Origin of the sequence: Sporosarcina contaminans (assembly GCF_042679045.1) — a bacterium.
GTDB classification, from domain to species: Bacteria; Bacillota; Bacilli; order Bacillales_A; family Planococcaceae; genus Sporosarcina; species Sporosarcina contaminans.
On sequence record NZ_JBHTLT010000106.1, the window covers coordinates 1 to 17,055 of the forward strand.

16 protein-coding genes and 1 other annotated feature are annotated in these 17,055 nt (G+C 42.0%); of the genes, 4 read left to right on the top strand and 12 right to left on the bottom strand.

The annotated features are described in order from the left end of the window. Positions 1-110 precede the first annotated feature (110 nt). From thrB to ACFQ38_RS12960, 3 genes are read right to left on the bottom strand one after another with little or no spacing between them, the layout of a single operon-like run. Positions 111-1,010 (bottom strand): homoserine kinase, encoded by a 900-nt coding sequence (gene thrB / locus ACFQ38_RS12950; RefSeq protein WP_381481346.1) that lies wholly within the window; start codon positions 1,008-1,010, stop codon positions 111-113. Next, positions 1,010-2,068, bottom strand: a complete 1,059-nt coding sequence (gene thrC, locus ACFQ38_RS12955) for a threonine synthase (protein WP_381481348.1) — start codon at positions 2,066-2,068, stop codon at positions 1,010-1,012. The genes thrB and thrC overlap by 1 nt, the downstream gene beginning before the upstream one ends. Further along, entirely contained in the window at positions 2,065-3,363 is a 1,299-nt protein-coding gene (locus tag ACFQ38_RS12960) for a homoserine dehydrogenase (protein WP_336825640.1), read from the bottom strand. The genes thrC and ACFQ38_RS12960 overlap by 4 nt, the downstream gene beginning before the upstream one ends. 156 nt (positions 3,364-3,519) lie before the next feature. Here ACFQ38_RS12960 and ACFQ38_RS12965 point away from each other — a divergent pair, with 156 nt between their 5' ends. Then, entirely contained in the window at positions 3,520-4,887 is a 1,368-nt protein-coding gene (locus tag ACFQ38_RS12965; protein ID WP_381481360.1) for an aspartate kinase, read from the top strand. A 67-nt stretch (positions 4,888-4,954) separates the two neighbouring features. Here the strand turns inward: ACFQ38_RS12965 and ACFQ38_RS12970 are convergent, their stop codons facing one another. From ACFQ38_RS12970 to ACFQ38_RS12980, 3 genes are all read right to left on the bottom strand, one after another. Continuing rightward, positions 4,955-5,269 carry a YibE/F family protein gene (locus tag ACFQ38_RS12970; protein ID WP_381481350.1) on the bottom strand — a complete coding sequence of 105 codons (315 nt, stop codon included), beginning with the start codon at positions 5,267-5,269 and terminating at the stop codon, positions 4,955-4,957. A gap of 100 nt (positions 5,270-5,369) precedes the next feature. Then, on the bottom strand, positions 5,370-6,038 hold the full coding sequence (locus ACFQ38_RS12975) for a deoxynucleoside kinase (RefSeq protein WP_336825393.1): 669 nt from the start codon (positions 6,036-6,038) through the stop codon (positions 5,370-5,372). Further along, entirely contained in the window at positions 6,035-6,670 is a 636-nt protein-coding gene (locus tag ACFQ38_RS12980; RefSeq protein ID WP_336825391.1) for a deoxynucleoside kinase, read from the bottom strand. The genes ACFQ38_RS12975 and ACFQ38_RS12980 overlap by 4 nt, the downstream gene beginning before the upstream one ends. 94 nt (positions 6,671-6,764) lie before the next feature. Between ACFQ38_RS12980 and tadA the strand changes: the two genes are divergently transcribed. After that, entirely contained in the window at positions 6,765-7,247 is a 483-nt protein-coding gene (gene tadA, locus ACFQ38_RS12985; RefSeq protein WP_336825389.1) for a tRNA adenosine(34) deaminase TadA, read from the top strand. A gap of 164 nt (positions 7,248-7,411) precedes the next feature. Continuing rightward, positions 7,412-7,714: a hypothetical protein gene (locus ACFQ38_RS12990; RefSeq protein ID WP_381481353.1), complete on the top strand. Its 303-nt coding sequence runs from the start codon at positions 7,412-7,414 to the stop codon at positions 7,712-7,714. A 63-nt stretch (positions 7,715-7,777) separates the two neighbouring features. Here ACFQ38_RS12990 and serS read toward each other — a convergent pair whose 3' ends face one another. The 4 genes from serS to pdxS form a co-directional block, all read right to left on the bottom strand. Beyond that, entirely contained in the window at positions 7,778-9,052 is a 1,275-nt protein-coding gene (serS, locus tag ACFQ38_RS12995) for a serine--tRNA ligase (RefSeq protein ID WP_336825385.1), read from the bottom strand. A gap of 67 nt (positions 9,053-9,119) precedes the next feature. After that, positions 9,120-9,334, bottom strand: a binding site (T-box leader). A 53-nt stretch (positions 9,335-9,387) separates the two neighbouring features. Further along, positions 9,388-9,966, bottom strand: coding sequence for an NUDIX hydrolase (locus tag ACFQ38_RS13000; protein WP_336825395.1), 579 nt, complete (start codon positions 9,964-9,966; stop codon positions 9,388-9,390). Positions 9,967-10,336: 370 nt separating this feature from the next. Next, entirely contained in the window at positions 10,337-10,495 is a 159-nt protein-coding gene (locus ACFQ38_RS13005) for a hypothetical protein (protein ID WP_381481355.1), read from the bottom strand. A 312-nt stretch (positions 10,496-10,807) separates the two neighbouring features. Continuing rightward, the gene (gene pdxS, locus ACFQ38_RS13010; protein ID WP_381481357.1) at positions 10,808-11,674 is read right to left on the bottom strand and encodes a pyridoxal 5'-phosphate synthase lyase subunit PdxS; all 867 of its coding nucleotides are present in this window, start codon (positions 11,672-11,674) and stop codon (positions 10,808-10,810) included. Between the two features lie 82 nt (positions 11,675-11,756). On the opposite strand from pdxS, the gene pdxR reads away from it, so the two are divergent. Next, positions 11,757-13,160: a MocR-like pyridoxine biosynthesis transcription factor PdxR gene (gene pdxR, locus ACFQ38_RS13015; protein ID WP_336825382.1), complete on the top strand. Its 1,404-nt coding sequence runs from the start codon at positions 11,757-11,759 to the stop codon at positions 13,158-13,160. Between the two features lie 52 nt (positions 13,161-13,212). On the opposite strand, the gene ACFQ38_RS13020 is transcribed toward pdxR, so the two are convergent. Both ACFQ38_RS13020 and guaB read right to left on the bottom strand, forming a co-directional pair. Next, a complete protein-coding gene (locus ACFQ38_RS13020) occupies positions 13,213-14,556 on the bottom strand; it encodes a serine hydrolase (RefSeq protein WP_336825380.1) in 1,344 nt (447 codons plus the stop codon). A gap of 156 nt (positions 14,557-14,712) precedes the next feature. Beyond that, complete coding sequence (guaB, locus tag ACFQ38_RS13025; protein WP_336825377.1) at positions 14,713-16,179, bottom strand: IMP dehydrogenase; 1,467 nt, start codon at positions 16,177-16,179, stop codon at positions 14,713-14,715. Positions 16,180-17,055: the final 876 nt, after the last annotated feature.

Below are 17,055 nucleotides of genomic sequence, written 5' to 3' on the forward strand. Positions count from 1 at the left end.
CTGGAACGGAAAGCGACGGTTGTCAGGGGTTCCCCATTTATTCTCCAACCAGAAAGGGACTATCACAGAAAATCAGTTTTCACTGACTTTCTGGACAGCCCCCTTTTTCTTTATCCTTTCATTACATGAGCGCCTTTTTCAGAAGGCTTCAAAGCAATACTTTCATAGTATGGGAACTGTTTCTTCAGCAATGCTGCCACTTCCTGCTCCCTGTTTGCTTCCACTGCAACGAATAATGATGGCCCAGCACCACTAATAGTCATTCCATAAGTACCGATGGAATGGCAATATGCTCGGATTTCATCGAATTGGGGCATCATTTTTTTCCGATAAGGCTCATGGAATAGATCCTTCTCGAACATCTTTCCTGCAAGCTTCCAGTCGCCAAGTGCAATAGCTGTTGTTAGCATGCTGCTTGCAGAACTTCCTGACGCTGCTGCTTGGTGGTCCAATTGTTTAGGCAAAAGCTCTCTTGACTCTTCTGTTTTCAATGCGTTCGGAGGCACTAATATGACAACCCCTATTTGGGGAGTCGGCAATTGGATAACCTCAAATTCCTTTTCGTTAAAATACGTTACGACTACGCCACCTAAAAGGGCGGCTGTTACATTATCAGCATGGCCTTCCAAATAGCTTCCTACACTTGCCTTTTCTCTAGCACTCAAACCTAAATGAAGAAGGTGATCTGCAATTTCAATTCCAGCCGCAATCGCTGTCGCACTGCTTCCGAGTCCTTTTCCAAGCGGGATATCGGATTTGATTTGCAATAAATGAGGAGAGAGTTCTTTTTCATAGTAGCTCGCCACTTTTTGAATTGTACGGACGATCAAATTGCTTTCATCCGATGGCAACCCTGCATACTCTTCTCCATCATAGCGAACTTCCCAAGATTGGCTCTTGGACACCTTCACATTCATATACAAAGACAGTGACATTCCCACACTGTCATATCCTGGACCTAAATTTGCCGTCGTGGCCGGCACGACAACAGTGAAAAGCGGTAGCTCCATTAGTTCGCCCCCGTTTTCAACTCATTCAAAAATGCGTCAAACTGCTCGCGTGATAAGAACGGTTTTCCTTCATTTACTTGGATGGCTGTTTCTGGATCTTTCAATCCGTTTCCTGTTAAAACGCCTACAATTGTAGAGCCTTTTTCAATCAACCCAGCATCCAGACGCTTTTTAATGCCAGCGATTGTTGCACAGGAAGCTGGTTCTGCAAATACACCATCAGTTGATGCCAAGAGCTGGTAAGCTTCTATAATTTCTTCGTCAGTCGCAGAAAGAATAGCGCCTTCTGACTCTTCAAGCGCTTTTGTAGCTAAATGCCAGCTTGCCGGGTTGCCGATCCGGATAGCAGTCGCAACCGTTTCCGGCTCTTCGAACACCCGATCATAAACAATCGGTGCCGCACCATCAGCCTGGACACCCAATAACTTTGGTGTTCCTGCTCCTAATTTCTCATCGTATTCTTTAAAGCCTTTCCAAGCAGCAGAAATATTTCCTGCATTTCCTACAGGCAAAGCAAATAGATCAGGTACTTTCCCTAATTGCTCAATCGTCTCAAAGGCAATCGTTTTTTGACCTTCCAAACGGTATGGATTCACCGAGTTGACAAGTGCAATCTTTCCTTCTCCTACTTTTCGCACCATGCGCAGCGCTTCATCGAAATTTCCTTCAATCGCGACAATTTCCGCTCCATACATTTTCGCTTGAGCCAATTTCCCAAGTGCAATACGCCCTTCCGGAATGACGACAATTGTCCGCAATCCAGCACGCGCACCGTAAGCAGCAGCCGATGCAGATGTATTTCCTGTAGAAGCGCAAATAAGCGCCGTTTTCCCTTCTTCTTTTGCCTTTGCCACCGCCATTACCATACCGCGATCTTTGAATGATCCAGTCGGATTTGTTCCTTCTGTTTTTACATATAAGTTAACACCCCATTGATCCGATAGGTTTTTCAAATGAATGAGTGGGGTATTTCCTTCCTGCAAAGTAAGTGCTGGCGTTTCGTCTGTCACCGGCAGCCATTCTTTATATTCCTCAAGCAATCCATTCCATCTTCTCATGACAATTCCCCCTCAATTCGGTAATGACTTAGCACATCAATTACATCTTCTGTATTTTTTAATTCATCCATAATATCAAGATGTTGTTGTCTTGAAATTTCGTGGGTGATCATTATCAAATCTGCACCGCCGTCGTGCTTGTTCGGATGTTGAATGACAGTTGCAAGACTTGCGCCAAATTTGCTGTATACCGCAGATAGCCTTGTTAACACGCCTACTTTATCCTTTACTGAAATACGATGAAAATAGCGACCAAACTTTTGGCTATCCTTCTTTACTTTGCATGTATGCTGAGGCGCATGTAGACGCTTGCCATTCACTCCTAACAATAAATTCCTGCATGCAGCCATAATATCGCTCGTCACAGATGTAGCTGTAGGTAATGATCCTGCACCTGGTCCATAAAACATCGTTTCACCGACTGCATCCCCGTATACATAGACAGCATTGAATTCATTGTTGACGGAAGAGAGCGGGTGTGAGTTCGGAAGAAACACAGGCTCAACGGCCACTTCGATGCCGTTATCATCCTTTTTCGCTGATCCCGCTAACTTCACCGTATAGCCAAATTGCTCGGCAAGCTCTAAATCCCCAGGTTTAATATCTTTCATCCCACGGACAAATACGTCTTCCATACGAACTTCGGTTGAAAAGGCTAATGAAGATAGAATGACCATCTTTCTTGCAGCATCAATGCCGTCCACATCTGCTGATGGATCTGCCTCTGCAAACCCTAATTCAGTTGCTTCCGCCAAAGCCTCTTCGTACGACTTATTTTCGTGCTTCATTTTCGTCAAAATGAAATTCGTTGTGCCATTGACGATACCCGTCAATGCACGGATTCTGTCCGAGGATAGTCCATCTTCCAATGTTCGTATTAAAGGGATTCCTCCGCCGACGCTTGCTTCATAGAAAAGATCGCTCTTGTTTTCATCCGCCAACTTTAATAGCTCAAGCCCTGATTCTGCCATAACATCCTTATTCGCCGTAACGACACCTTTTCCTGATAGCAATGAACGTTCGATTGCCTGTTTCGCCTCGCTCGTCCCTCCGATCACTTCCACAATCAAATCTATAGATGGATCGTCTATAATTTCATCCAAATCTGCAGTGAAAATGTCTCTCTGTAGCTCTGTATCACGTTCTTTTTCAGTATCTTTTACGAGAACTTTCTTAATTTTTACAGGAACGCCTAACTTATAACTCAGGTCATCTTGATGGTCGTGCAAGATTTTTGCAACGCCGCTGCCAACGACACCGAATCCTAATAGGCCGATATTAATTTCATTTTTCATTTGACGATTCTCCCTACTGTATGTACACTATGAAAAAACAATCGTTCTTCGTATAAAGACATTATAGAGAAATAAGCTTCCATTCTCAACCCTATTTATGATAAAGTTCAATATATCGTACAATTGCAATTTAAAACAAGATTGGATCTGATGAAAATGATAGTATGCAAATTCGGCGGCACTTCCGTTGCGTCTGCCGACCAAATTCGAAAAGTTGTTGATATTGTAACTTCTGACAGCAATCGTAGAATCGTTGTCGTTTCAGCCCCTGGAAAACGTTTCTCGAATGACATAAAGGTGACCGACCTACTCATTCGGTTAGGCGAGAAAGCACTGTCCAACGGAGATACAGAAAAGGAATTATGTGAAGTCGTAGACCGCTATCGCGGCATCGCAGAAGGACTTGGTCTTTCTGAGCAAATCGTACACATTATTGAAGAAGACTTGCGATACCGACTCTCACAAGATAAAGAGGACTCTTCTTTGTACATAGATACATTGAAAGCTGCCGGTGAGGATAATAATGCGAAACTAATCGCCAACTATCTTCAATTCATTGGTATTGATGCCAAATACATCAATCCAAAAGAAGCTGGACTTTTGGTTAATAACCGACCGGAGCGGGTTCGCGCATTACCTGAAGGAGATAAAAGACTATCCGCATTAAAAAATGAGCATGCCATCATCGTATTCCCAGGATTTTTTGGATTTACAGAGGACGGAACACTTCGTACATTCAATCGAGGAGGGTCTGACATTACTGGGTCCCTCATTGCAGCAGCTGTGGAAGCCGAATTGTATGAAAATTTCACAGACGTCGATTCGGTTTTTGCAGCCAATCCAACAGTTATTGAGAATCCTGTAGCGATCGACAGGATGACGTACCGTGAAATGCGTGAGTTAGCCTATGCGGGCTTTTCTGTTTTCCATGACGAGGCACTCATTCCTGCTTTCCGGAAATCAATCCCTGTCGCTATCAAAAATACAAATAACCCTAGTGCCCCTGGAACATTAATTGTGAAAGAACGGGACTATAACGAACAGCAAGTTATCGGAATTGCAGCTGACAGCGGGTTCACAACTATTTATGTCGATAAATTTTTAATGAACCTTGAAATTGGCTTTGGCCGCAGGCTTTTGCAAATTTTTGAGGAAGAAGAAATTCCGTTTGAGCATACGCCATCTGGTATCGATAATTTATCCGTCATTATTCGCAGCAAATTCCTGACGAAATCGAAAGAAGAACGGATTGTCGAAAGAATCCACAAAGAATTGGAACCGGATGCTGTCATCGTAGAAGACGATTACTCGATGATCGTCCTTGTTGGAGAAGGTATGCAATATACAACCGGATTAGCTGCACGTGCTGCCACTGCGATTGCCCGTACAGGTGCCAACATTGAAATGATCAATCAAGGCTCTTCTGAAGTCAGCCTTGTCTTCGGAGTGAAGAAAAAGGATGAAACGAAAATATTAAAAGAATTATATGCAGAATTCTTCGAAACAGCTAACATTCATTCTTAATTTACAATTCTATACCAAATAAAAAACACCATCGATTGTTAACAAACTTACAATCGATGGTGTGTACCTACCGCTTTTTTCTTTTCTTAGTTAACAGATATGCGTTAATCCCCGATGCGAGCGGCAAACCTATTGCCACTCCCATGCCAGCGCATAAAATCCCGATTATTTCTGCGCTAAATATTTTGAAGTTGGCAATTTCCCCAAACCATAAAAGCAGTGCTAAATAGCCTCCAAAGAACGCAAAAAAAACAACGTATTCGTATCCGCAAATATCCCTACCAACAGTTAATCCCGATTTAAATAATTCCTTCCTATTCATGAATGGCTTCCGCTTGAGCATCTCAGGCATGGAAAAAGCTATGGAAATGGCTACATCCATAATGATGACCGAGGCTAAAAGTTTTACGAAATCGATTCCAATAGTTATAAAAACGAAAGAAGCACCGCAAATGATTGATCATTCACGATGCTTTCATGTTTCATTTTTTCAAGGCTGTCGACACATGTAGCATATTGCCTATCCGTTCGACAATTGTTTCCACTTCATGTGGATCTTTCATAAGATCGTATTCCGTAATATCGATGCGCAGCACAGGACATGCATTGAAAGAATCAATCCATGTTTCATATCTATGATGTAGCTCTTCCCAGTAGGAAATCGGAGTCTGTTGCTCCATTTCACGACCACGTTCCTGAATTCTGTTTAAAATTGTCTCAAAAGGGCCATCTAAATAGACTAACAGATCGGGATGAGGGAAATAAGGCGTCATAACCATAGCGTCAAATAATTTCGTATAGGTATCAAAATCGACCGGGTCCATTGTTCCTTTATCTTTATGCATTTTCGCAAAGATGCCAGTATCTTCATAAATTGATCGGTCTTGAATAAAACCACCGCCATATTCAAAAATCCGTTTTTGTTCCTTGAATCGCTCCGCCAAAAAATAGATTTGCAAGTGGAAGCTCCATTTTTCAAAATCATCATAAAACCGATCAAGATATGGATTTTCATCTACATTCTCCAAAGATGTCCGAAAGCCTAAAGCATCTGCAAGCGCTTTTGTCATCGTTGACTTACCAGCTCCGACCGTACCTGCAATCGTAATGACCGCGTTTTTCGGAATCCCATATTGTTCACGTAAATTCATCGTGTTTCTCCTTTTCGTATCGTCTCATCCACTTGTCGCAAAATCATGCGTAAGTCTTCTTCAGAATCCACAAAATCTAATTCATCTCCATTAAAACGAAGTACTATGATTTCAGGATGAGTATTTTCAAAATCCATCATGAATTGCTCATAATCAAGTGACAGTTGTTCTAAATAAGAGGGAGCGATATGCTTTTCAAAATCTCTTCCCCGCATGTCGATTCGTTTCTGCAATGTATCCAACGATGCGTGCAAGTAAATAATGATATTCGGTGCAGGCATGTCCCGCAATAATATATGGTAAATCTCTTCGTACTTTCTGAACTCTTCAGCAGGCAATGTACGTCTTGCAAAAATCAGGTTTTTAAATAGATGGTAATCAGCTACGACAGGAATTTGCTGTGATAAGTAATTCTTTTTTATATCACCTAACTGCTTATATCGGTTACATAGAAAAAACATTTCGGTCTGGAAGCTCCATTCCTCGATGTTCTCGTAGAATTTATTTAAAAAAGGATTTTCATCCACAATTTCTCGTAATGGATGGAATTTTTGCTCGTCGGCAATCGCCATGGCTAGCGTCGTTTTGCCGACGCCGATCGGGCCCTCCACCGCAATAAACGGCACTGACATAATATAATCTCCTTCTGATTTGTCGATTTCTGCATTTTATTTTACCATAGGGATAGATTGAAACATAGTTGCCTTTAAGTCGGGAGCGAAAATAATGGATGTGTTTGAGCAAGATTGCCAATTCATGCGAATGGCTATTGAAGAAGCAAAAAAGGCGGAGACGATTGGTGAAGTGCCAATTGGAGCCGTCATCGTAAAAGATGGAAACGTTATTGCAAAGGGATATAATTTGCGGGAGACATCACAAAATGCCGTCACACATGCGGAATTATCCGCCATACAAGATGCTTGTAAAGCATTAGGCAGCTGGCGATTGGAAGAAACTACTTTATACGTAACATTAGAGCCTTGCCCAATGTGTGCAGGCGCTATTTTACAATCGAGAATACCACGTGTCGTCTATGGTGCACGGGATCCAAAGGGCGGCTGCGTTGATTCCTTATATCGGCTGCTAAATGATCCGCGCTTTAATCATGAATGCGAAGTGGCTGAGGGCGTATTATCGGATGAATGCGGGCAAATGCTGTCAACGTTCTTCCGAAATCTACGCTTGAAAAAGAAACAAGAAAGACAATAATTTCAGACTGTAACAAAGTATTTTTTTACTTTGTCTACAGTCTTTTTAAGGTTTTGTAGACATGAGATAGGGGTAACGGTATTCAAAACAAAATTGAATTTGGTGCAAATTTGCCGGTGTCTGATAAATTTCCAAAAGACTTCTATATACCAAGAGACTCCACAGTGATTGGATCAATTGAAATTGAAAACGGGGATGTGCAGCATACCATTGTTCTTAAAGGCAATTTAGATGCTGTAGCACAGGAGTATATAGCCGGATTCTCAAAAGGAAATTTTGATAAGGTAGAAGAAGTGGACAATATTGCTGAAATAAATAATGACTTAAATAAAGAGGCGGACGCAACCGAATTTAAAAAGCGTTACAAGCAATTAAAGGAGAGTCCAACTATTTTGTCGGTCGCGGTTCTAAAAAAGATGGAGATGTCATCGGTATTTTATATTCCCAACAGCAAAAGAAACAATTAAAAACAACAGATGAAGGTGCGCAACCTTCATCTGTTTCTTTTAAGGGGTTAATATAACTGTTTTTTACTTAATAACTTCTACTCCACGCATATAGGGACGCAGAACTTCTGGCACGATAACAGAGCCGTCTTCCTGTTGGAAATTTTCAAGAATTGCAGCAACCGTACGGCCAATTGCAAGCCCGCTGCCGTTCAATGTATGAACAAATTCCGGTTTCGCACCTTGCTCGCGACGGAAACGAATTGAAGCACGTCTCGCTTGGAAGTCTTCAAAATTGGAGCAAGAAGAAATTTCACGATACGTGTTTTGTGTTGGGATCCACACTTCTATATCGTATTTCTTCGCCGCCGTGAATCCAAGATCCGCTGTGCACATTTTCAAGACGCGATACGGAAGGCCCAATAATTGAAGCACTTTTTCCGCATGCCCTGTCAGTTTTTCCAATTCGTCATAAGACTCTTCAGGCTTCACAAAACGGACAAGCTCGACTTTATTGAATTGATGCTGGCGTATCAACCCACGTGTGTCACGGCCTGCAGATCCCGCTTCAGATCGAAAATTTGTGCTGTACGCAGTGTAAGCGATCGGCAACTGTGCCCCATCAAGGATCTCATCACGATAATAATTCGTCACAGGAACTTCAGAAGTCGGTATTAGGAAATAATCTTCTTCTTCAACCAAAAATGCATCTTCTTCAAACTTCGGAAGCTGTCCAGTTCCCGTTAAGCTCGTACGGTTTACTAAATATGGCGGCAGCATCTCTTCGTATCCATGCTCCGTCACATGTAAATCAAGCATAAAGCTGATCAAAGCACGCTCTAATGTTGCCCCAAGACCGCGGTAAAAGACAAAGCGGCTGCCGGTCACTTTTGCTGCACGCTCAAAATCAAGCATATTCAAATCTGTGCCAATTTCCCAATGTGGCTTCGGTTCAAATCCGAACTCAGTCTTCTCTCCCCATGTGCGTACTACTACGTTATCATCCTCACTATCTCCAACGGGAACAGACTCATGCGGGATATTCGGAATACGCATCATCACATAATTCAAGTCTTCTTCAACTTGGTGCAATTGCTCATCAAGCTTCTTAATTTCATCGCCGACTTCACGCATCCGTGCGATTGTCTCATCCGCATTTTCCTTATTGCGCTTCATTTCAGCCACTTTTTGCGAAACCTCGTTCCGCTCCGCTTTAAGCACTTCCACTTTTGCAATCAAATCACGTCTTTTTTCATCAAGACCAACAAACTTATCCAAGTCCGTCAAATCTTCTCCACGTTTCGTAAGCTTCTCTTTCACTTCATCGAAATTCGCTCGAAGCAACTTAATGTCTAACATAGATGATTCCTCCTTAAATGATTGTTGACGAAAATTTTCGGACACAAAAAAAGCCCTCTATCCCCATAATAGGGACGAGAACTACCCGCGTTGCCACCCAAATTGACCAGCAAAATAGCTGATCCACTCTTTGAAATAACGGTTCAATGTCCGGCTGGGCTTACTGAGATTTCAACCCGGCTACTCAGGGACGGATTCACAAGTGTTTTTTACCGACTTGCACCACCCGCCGGCTCTCTCTAAAAAAACATGCTCGTTACTGCTTCCCATCATCGTCTTCTATTTGAAATTAAGAACACTTTACTATATCCTGCCCTATTTGGCAAGGTTCGAAACTATTTTATAACAAAATGTTTCGCCATCGTGCGGAAATATTCTGTTTCATGTGGAACAAAATCGGTCAACAAAATTTCTGAAACCTCGTCGGTTTTAATGTTTCTGCATCGCACGTTTGCTACTTCACCGTGGAACAACGCTGCCAAGCTTTGAATTTCAACTGCATGAATACTATCGACTTCTTCCTGTTGCAAAATAAAATCATCCGGCATGAAAGTTGATTGATACAAGAATACATTCGCAAATTCATTGTCAATAAAATAAGGGAGCCGAATTGTATCTTGGACAAACCCCATATTGCTCAGCTTCGAGTAATCAACTTTTATCCCGATCTCTTCCTCCACTTCACGAATTCCGTCCATTACTTCTTCTTGAGCAAGCAGATGCCCTGCGGCTGTTATATCATACAAATTAGGGAATTCCTTCTTATCAGCGCTACGCTTTTGGATATATACATGATCATCATCCATAAGCCAGCAATGGAATGTTTCATGCCACAAACCTTTCTCATGAATCGTATCCCGATTTTCATCATACAAATACTGATACTTTTCATCAAATACTTTTAGTCGTTCCACCAATGGACATCACCCTTCAGCAAAAAGGCTGCATACCTGCAATAGCCAATCCGATATTTGAAATCTATAGTTGTTCTACATACGGTTATTCATTGCCATTCAATATCATCTCATGCGGAACCAAAAAAATCACTACGCCGAGCTGAATGATGCCTCAGCTACTTTTACTTTACTTCATCTCGGACCATAAAATTTATTGACGATAAAAGTAAGCTTAAAAATTGCATAATGTTCTTCAAGATCTCATAAAATTCATGCAGCCAAGCAAAAAGACAACAACCGCGCATAAATTTGGTTCACACACTCATTTATTTCTCCATAAGTATCATTCAGTGCTTACAATGCAAAAAAGTTTTTCTCCCCATCTGCTTTATTTATCCAGCGAGTAATCATGAATGACATCTTCTGCCGCCGTGCCTGCCTTCACTACAATATACCTGCTATACACTTCTATGAAATCTATATTGCCTTCCATCTCATCCACTAATTCAAAACAGTCCAAAACTTGTACGAAGTGCCACGTCGTCATTCGCCTTCTGCATTTTCATAGGCAAGTTCTTTTGTTAGATTCCCCCAATGCTCAATGACTTTATTTGCAGCTATTCCTTTCTCTCCGCACGAACGATCATAATCGCTTCTTCATATGTCTTCCTATCCCTTAGCGTATTTAACCAAATATTTTACTAAATAAATTTTATCCACTGTTTCACCATCCATTCAATTATCCTTTAATACGTTACTATGAATCGTACCTTTGAATGTTTCAAAACATTTAATACAAACTTATATCCATAAAAAAGCCAGAGCACACATCGTATGCTCTGGCCCTATTTGCTTGGAATTAAACGCCACGTCCTGCCATCAATTCGCTTTCTGGAAGCTTACTAATTTCCAAACCTTTCATTGGCGTTCCGATATCTTTGGATAAATCACCAATCAATGCATAGTTCCGGAAATCTTCCGTTGCCATTACAATTGCACGGGCGAATTTTTCAGGGTTATCCGATTTAAAGATGCCAGATCCGACGAATACGCCATCAGCTCCTAATTCCATCATCAGTGCCGCATCAGCAGGTGTTGCTACACCGCCTGCTGCATAATTTGTGACAGGTAGGCGCTTCGCTTCACGGATTGCGAGCAGCACGTCATATGGTGCCGCTAAATCTCTCGCAGCTACCATCAATTCGTCATTATTCATATGGACGATTTGATTCACTTGCGCATTCACTTGTCGGAGATGACGAACCGCTTCAACGATATTGCCCGTTCCCGGCTCCCCTTTCGTCCGAAGCATCTTCGCTCCTTCTCCAAGACGGCGTGCGGCCTCTCCTAAGTTACGAGCACCGCAAACAAACGGAACTTTATAATCGCTCTTCAATAAATGAAACTCATCGTCCGCCGGTGTCAACACTTCACTTTCATCAATATAATCGACGCCCATTGCTTCTAATACTCTTGCCTCTGAAATGTGGCCGATGCGCACTTTCGCCATGACGGGAATAGAAACTGCCTTTTGTACTTCTTCCACGATACGTGGATCTGCCATGCGTGCTACACCGCCTGCTGCACGAATATCCGAAGGAACGCGTTCAAGTGCCATCACTGCAACTGCGCCTGCCGCCTCCGCCACTTTTGCCTGCTCTGCATTAATAACATCCATAATAACGCCGCCATATTTGAAATCCATTTTATCCTTCCCCCTTTTCATATTGTTCAGTATAATAGATTATGACCATATTGAAATACTCAGTTTCAGATTAATTGAAAGGGTCAGATTGGAGGAGAGACTTTTGGAAATGCTGCTTATTGAATTACATAAAGACAATCATATCCCGCTATATGAGCAAATTTACCAACAAATACGCAAAGACATTACAGACGGTAAATTATCTGTTGGTGAAAAACTTCCTTCCAAGCGGAAACTAGCCGAGTTTTTATCCATAAGTCAAACAACTGTCGAATTGTCATACGGGCAACTTCTTGCTGAAGGATTTATTACATCGGAGCCTCGAAAGGGCTACTTTGTCCAAGCAATTGAAGAACTGTCCTATGTTGATATAGTTCACTTGTCTCCTCAACAGAAATGGTCCTCTCAAAAATACGAGATCGATTTTTCCCCGGGAAGAATTGACACAGACGCTTTTCCATTCAAACTTTGGCGCAAATATGCCAAAGAGGTTATCGATGAGTCTTCAAAGCATTTGCTCTTGTTAGGTCATCCTCATGGTGACCCGGAATTAAGACAGGAAATTGCACGCTATTTGTACCACTCTCGAGGGGTTGATTGCAAACCTGAACAAATTATTGTTGGATCTGGAACAGAGCAGCTTATGCCTCTGCTCATACGGCTATTGGGCCCAGAAGCTGCTTATGCGATTGAAGATCCCGGCTATCCGCTCACACACCATGTGTTTTACCATAATAATAGGGAGGCCATACCGATTGCTGTAGATGATGAAGGAATGGACGTACGAGCCTTACAGCGCTCTGGAGCATCAATTGCTTACGTGACACCTTCCCATCAGTTTCCGACCGGCACAGTGCTCTCTGCGGCGCGTAGAACGGCATTATTAAACTGGGCCTCTTCCAAAGAAGCACATTTTATTATCGAAGATGATTACGACAGCGAATTTCGCTATACTGGTCGACCGATCCCTTCCTTGCAAGGTATGGACAAGGCTGGTAAAGTCATTTACTTAAGTACATTTTCAAAATCACTTATGCCTTCTATGCGCATTGCTTATATGGTGTTGCCTCCACTATTGCTTGATCGGTATGAAAAAGCATTTATCCATTATTCATCGACAGTACCTCGACTCGATCAGCACACGCTTGCCCGTTTTATGGCAGATGGACATTTCGGCCGCCATCTAAATCGCATGAGGAAAGTGTATAAGCGCAAATTACAGTTACTTACAGACGCATTGAATGATTACACGCATAGTATTTCATTCTCCGGAGATGAAGCGGGCATGCACATTGTCATAAACGTGCATAGTGAGGCAGATGAAGCTCAATTAGTAGAACAAGCTGCAGAAAGTGGTATACGAATCTATGGATTGAATGAATACCGTAAATCACCGATCACAGGCCGACCATCGTTCCTATTAGGATTTGGCGGCTTAACAGACGAACAAATTACGAAAGGCATCCATCAGATGATGAATGCCTGGAAAATAGAAAAAGGGCGTTGATTCCATTCATGGTCAACGCCCTTTTTTATAATGACTGAAACTTTATGATGAATTAATCAAACCATCCTTTTACGAATCCAGTCGTGCTATCCCATATGCCTACGAAGAAACCACCAATTGCGCTCAACGTCAAAGAGAACCATCCTGCTTTGTCAACCGTGTCGGCTACAACTACTTCTATGCCAGCGTCTTTCGGATCGATATAGCCATATTCTTCGCCCTCTTTCTTAGTAAGCTGAACATGGCCGATAACAGTACCTTTTTCAATAGGAGCTTCAATAGCACCATCCTTCACGATGGACTCGTCCAACACTAATTCAGGTACATACAAGTCTTTTTCATTTGACTTGATCATCATGTGGATTGGATCTTTCACCTCGATCGCAACCTTTTTTTCTTTACCTTTCAGCACTTCAACCGTTTTTTGCTTATCAAATTGATAGCCTGCAGGAAAAAGCTCTTCATTTGAAAACTGGCTGAACCCGTAATCGAATAGCGCACGGGTTGCATCAAATCTTGCTTTATAAGATCCAATGCCATTCGCGTCAACAGCATTCATGACAACTGCAATAATCCGCTTGTCTCCACGCTTCGCTGTCCCTGTAAAGCAATGACCTGCAAAATCAGTAGTTCCTGTTTTCAAACCGTCTACGCCTTCGTATTCATAAACAAACCCTGGAAGCATGAAGTTCCAGTTATCCATTTTTATCGCATCATCCGTACCTTCACGGAATATTTTCGAATTGATCTTTGTTGTTTCTAACACTTCAGGGTAATCATGCATTAAATGGTACGCCAAACGTGCAACAGATTTTGCAGGCATGACATTTTCATCTTTCTCGCCTGTCCCTTGTGGATGCATACCTTGCAAATACTCATTGTTCAATCCAGTTGAATTGACGAATTTATAATCTTTCAAACCAAGCTCTTCTGCTTTTGCGTTCATTAACTTCAAGAACTCAGTTTCTGTGCCGGCAATCGTTTCAGCAATTGCAATTGTAGCAGCATTTGCAGAATAGATCGCCAAAGCTTCATACAACTCACGGATTGTATACGTGCCATCTTTACGCAAAGGCACATTGCTCAACCGTCTGTCCTGTGAAATGGCATACGTATAATCCGTCACTTTATATTCTTGATCCCAGCTGATCTTACCCTCTTTAATTGCCTCAAACAAAATATACTCTGTCATCATTTTGGACATACTTGCAATGCCAAGCGGCGCGTCAGCATTTTCTTCATAAAGAATCTTTCCGCTATCCGCATCGATTAAAATCGCACTATCTACATATAAGCCTAAAGCAGATTCCGCATTCGCTGGAACCGTGCCAATTGTCGTCAACAACAGCAACGGCAGCAACATTAATGCCACCCATTTTCTCATTACCCGTTTCACCAAAATACCTCCGTAATTAAAATTTCTTTATCTATTCTAACACAACCAGTGCATGATGAGGACAGTTGGAAAGAAAAAGCACCTTTCCGCTCTCATATAGACGAACGAAAAGGTGCTGAAGTTCCAAAGTTTACTCCAATTACCATATCTCAATCATTATGAAATCGAGTAGTTTGGTGCTTCTTTAGTAATGTGAACTTGGTGTGGATGGCTTTCACGCAATCCCGCCCCAGTCATTCTAACGAATTGTGCTTTTTCGCGCATATTATGCAAATCCTTCATGCCACAATATCCCATGCCAGCACGAATGCCTCCAACTAATTGGTGGATTGTATCTGCAAGCGGTCCTTTGTAAGGCATGCGCCCTTCAATACCCTCAGGAACTAATTTCTTCGCGTCTTCCTGGAAATAACGGTCTTTCGATCCATGCTCCATCGCAGCAACTGATCCCATACCACGATATACTTTAAAACGTCTGCCTTGGAAAATTTCCGTTTCTCCAGGGCTTTCAGTTGTACCTGCCAACAAACTGCCAAGCATTACAACATGTCCACCTGCAGCCAATGCTTTAACAATATCGCCAGAATACTTAATGCCACCGTCAGCGATAATCGCTTTGCCTTGCTTGCGTGCTTCTGAAGCACATTCATAGACAGCTGTAATTTGTGGTACACCAACACCCGCAACTACACGTGTCGTACAGATCGAACCAGGACCGATCCCCACTTTCACAACGTCTGCACCTGCTTTGTAAAGCGCTGCTGTACCTTCTGCAGTTGCAACATTACCAGCAATGATGTCAAGGTCCGGATAAGCTGCTCGAATTTGCGCAACAGTATCCAGTACGCCTTGCGAATGGCCATGCGCTGTATCAATGACAATCGCATCCACTTCCGCTTCAACTAACTTCTCAACACGAACCATCGTATCAGAAGTTACACCGACTGCTGCTGCAACTAATAGACGGCCATGGGAATCCTTCGCCGCATTCGGGAACTCAATCACTTTTTCAATATCCTTAATCGTAATCAAACCTGTAAGAATGCCTTGCTCATCAACAATCGGAAGCTTCTCGATCTTATATTTTTGTAAAATCTTTTCCGCGTCTGAAAGTGTTGTTCCAACAGGAGCGGTAACCAGATTTTCTTTTGTCATCACATCATTAATGAGCAATGAATAATCTTGAATGAAGCGCAAATCACGATTCGTCAAAATACCGACTAATCTACGCTCGTCCATATTATTTACGATTGGAACACCAGAAATCCGATATTTCCCCATCAAATGCTCAGCATCAAACACCTGATGCTCAGGAGTCAGGAAAAACGGGTTTGTGATAACACCGTTTTCAGAGCGTTTAACTGTAACAACCTGCTCAGCTTGCTCTTCAATGCTCATATTTTTATGGATGACACCTAAACCACCTTGGCGCGCCATAGCAATTGCCATTTTTGCCTCTGTCACTGTATCCATTCCCGCACTAATGATTGGAATGTTCAGCTTGATCTTCTCTGTCAAATTAACCGATAGCGAAACATCCTTCGGCAATACCTCAGAATGTCCCGGTACAAGCAACACATCGTCAAACGTCAATCCCTCACGAGAAAATTTAGATTCCCACATCACGTTAGCCTCCTAATAAATTGATGATCTTCGGATGAATATTATTAAAAGGTTATCAGCGCCTACCAGCCCTGTCAAGGAGACGTTAATAAGAAAAAGAATTCCTATTATTCACTGAACATCCTTGCACGCGTTACAAATAAATAAACCGCGGCCTTTCCATCTTATTATGTTCATCCTGTTTTTTTTTGAATCAAATTCTATAAACGTATATAGAATTAACTAACTCAGAAACGCAGAAATGTTATTCAAAAAGGAATTTACAAAGCATATATGTACAAAACGCAGAAGAGAAATTTGCAGCGCATTAATGGGTTCAAAAACGCAGAAGAGGTTTTTATAGCGCATAAATGGGTTCATTAACCCCATAGGAGAAATATAAGCGCATAAACAAAGAGAGAAACGCAGGACACTTTACATTAGTACTTCTAACGAAGCTGCATTAGGCCTTATGACGGCTTATTCCCATCACAACTCTTTGCAATGCCATAGAAAGTTGTTGTGTTCAACGTATTTGCAGCGAATCACATTGCCTAATCACAACGTAATTTCTATGCAGTGCAATGTTATTATTTGTACTGATTAACATCCTGCAAGTTTTCACCTATATCGCCTGCGTAAATAAAAGGGATATTGATTTAGTTGTCTGGACAAAAGGAAAGAGATCTTTTGAAGTTGAATTAATATTCGATAGGGGAGAGATGACCATAGAGAAATCTGTAGCTCTGCTCTTCAAACGCATAAAAAAGCCATTCCCCACAGGGAATGGCCCAGACTGTAGACAAACACCAGGAATTTTTGGTGTTTGCCTACAGTCTTTTTTCTTTTAAAATAGAAGTAATACTAGAAAAGTTGATTTCCACTGCGGTCGGACGC

What these genes read in the sequence shown, in the direction of transcription:
- thrC (WP_381481348.1), bottom strand. Translation starts at nt 2,068, where the DNA reads ATGAGAAGATGGAATGGATTGCTTGAGGAATATAAAGAATGGCTGCCG.
- ACFQ38_RS12975 (WP_336825393.1), bottom strand. Translation starts at nt 6,038, where the DNA reads ATGAATTTACGTGAACAATATGGGATTCCGAAAAACGCGGTCATTACG.
- ACFQ38_RS12960 (WP_336825640.1), bottom strand. Translation starts at nt 3,363, where the DNA reads ATGAAAAATGAAATTAATATCGGCCTATTAGGATTCGGTGTCGTTGGC.
- tadA (WP_336825389.1), top strand. Translation starts at nt 6,765, where the DNA reads ATGGATGTGTTTGAGCAAGATTGCCAATTCATGCGAATGGCTATTGAA.
- ACFQ38_RS12980 (WP_336825391.1), bottom strand. Translation starts at nt 6,670, where the DNA reads ATGTCAGTGCCGTTTATTGCGGTGGAGGGCCCGATCGGCGTCGGCAAA.
- guaB (WP_336825377.1), bottom strand. Translation starts at nt 16,179, where the DNA reads ATGTGGGAATCTAAATTTTCTCGTGAGGGATTGACGTTTGACGATGTG.
- thrB (WP_381481346.1), bottom strand. Translation starts at nt 1,010, where the DNA reads ATGGAGCTACCGCTTTTCACTGTTGTCGTGCCGGCCACGACGGCAAAT.
- ACFQ38_RS12965 (WP_381481360.1), top strand. Translation starts at nt 3,520, where the DNA reads ATGATAGTATGCAAATTCGGCGGCACTTCCGTTGCGTCTGCCGACCAA.
- ACFQ38_RS12970 (WP_381481350.1), bottom strand. Translation starts at nt 5,269, where the DNA reads ATGGATGTAGCCATTTCCATAGCTTTTTCCATGCCTGAGATGCTCAAG.
- ACFQ38_RS13005 (WP_381481355.1), bottom strand. Translation starts at nt 10,495, where the DNA reads ATGACGACGTGGCACTTCGTACAAGTTTTGGACTGTTTTGAATTAGTG.
- serS (WP_336825385.1), bottom strand. Translation starts at nt 9,052, where the DNA reads ATGTTAGACATTAAGTTGCTTCGAGCGAATTTCGATGAAGTGAAAGAG.
- pdxS (WP_381481357.1), bottom strand. Translation starts at nt 11,674, where the DNA reads ATGAAAAGGGGGAAGGATAAAATGGATTTCAAATATGGCGGCGTTATT.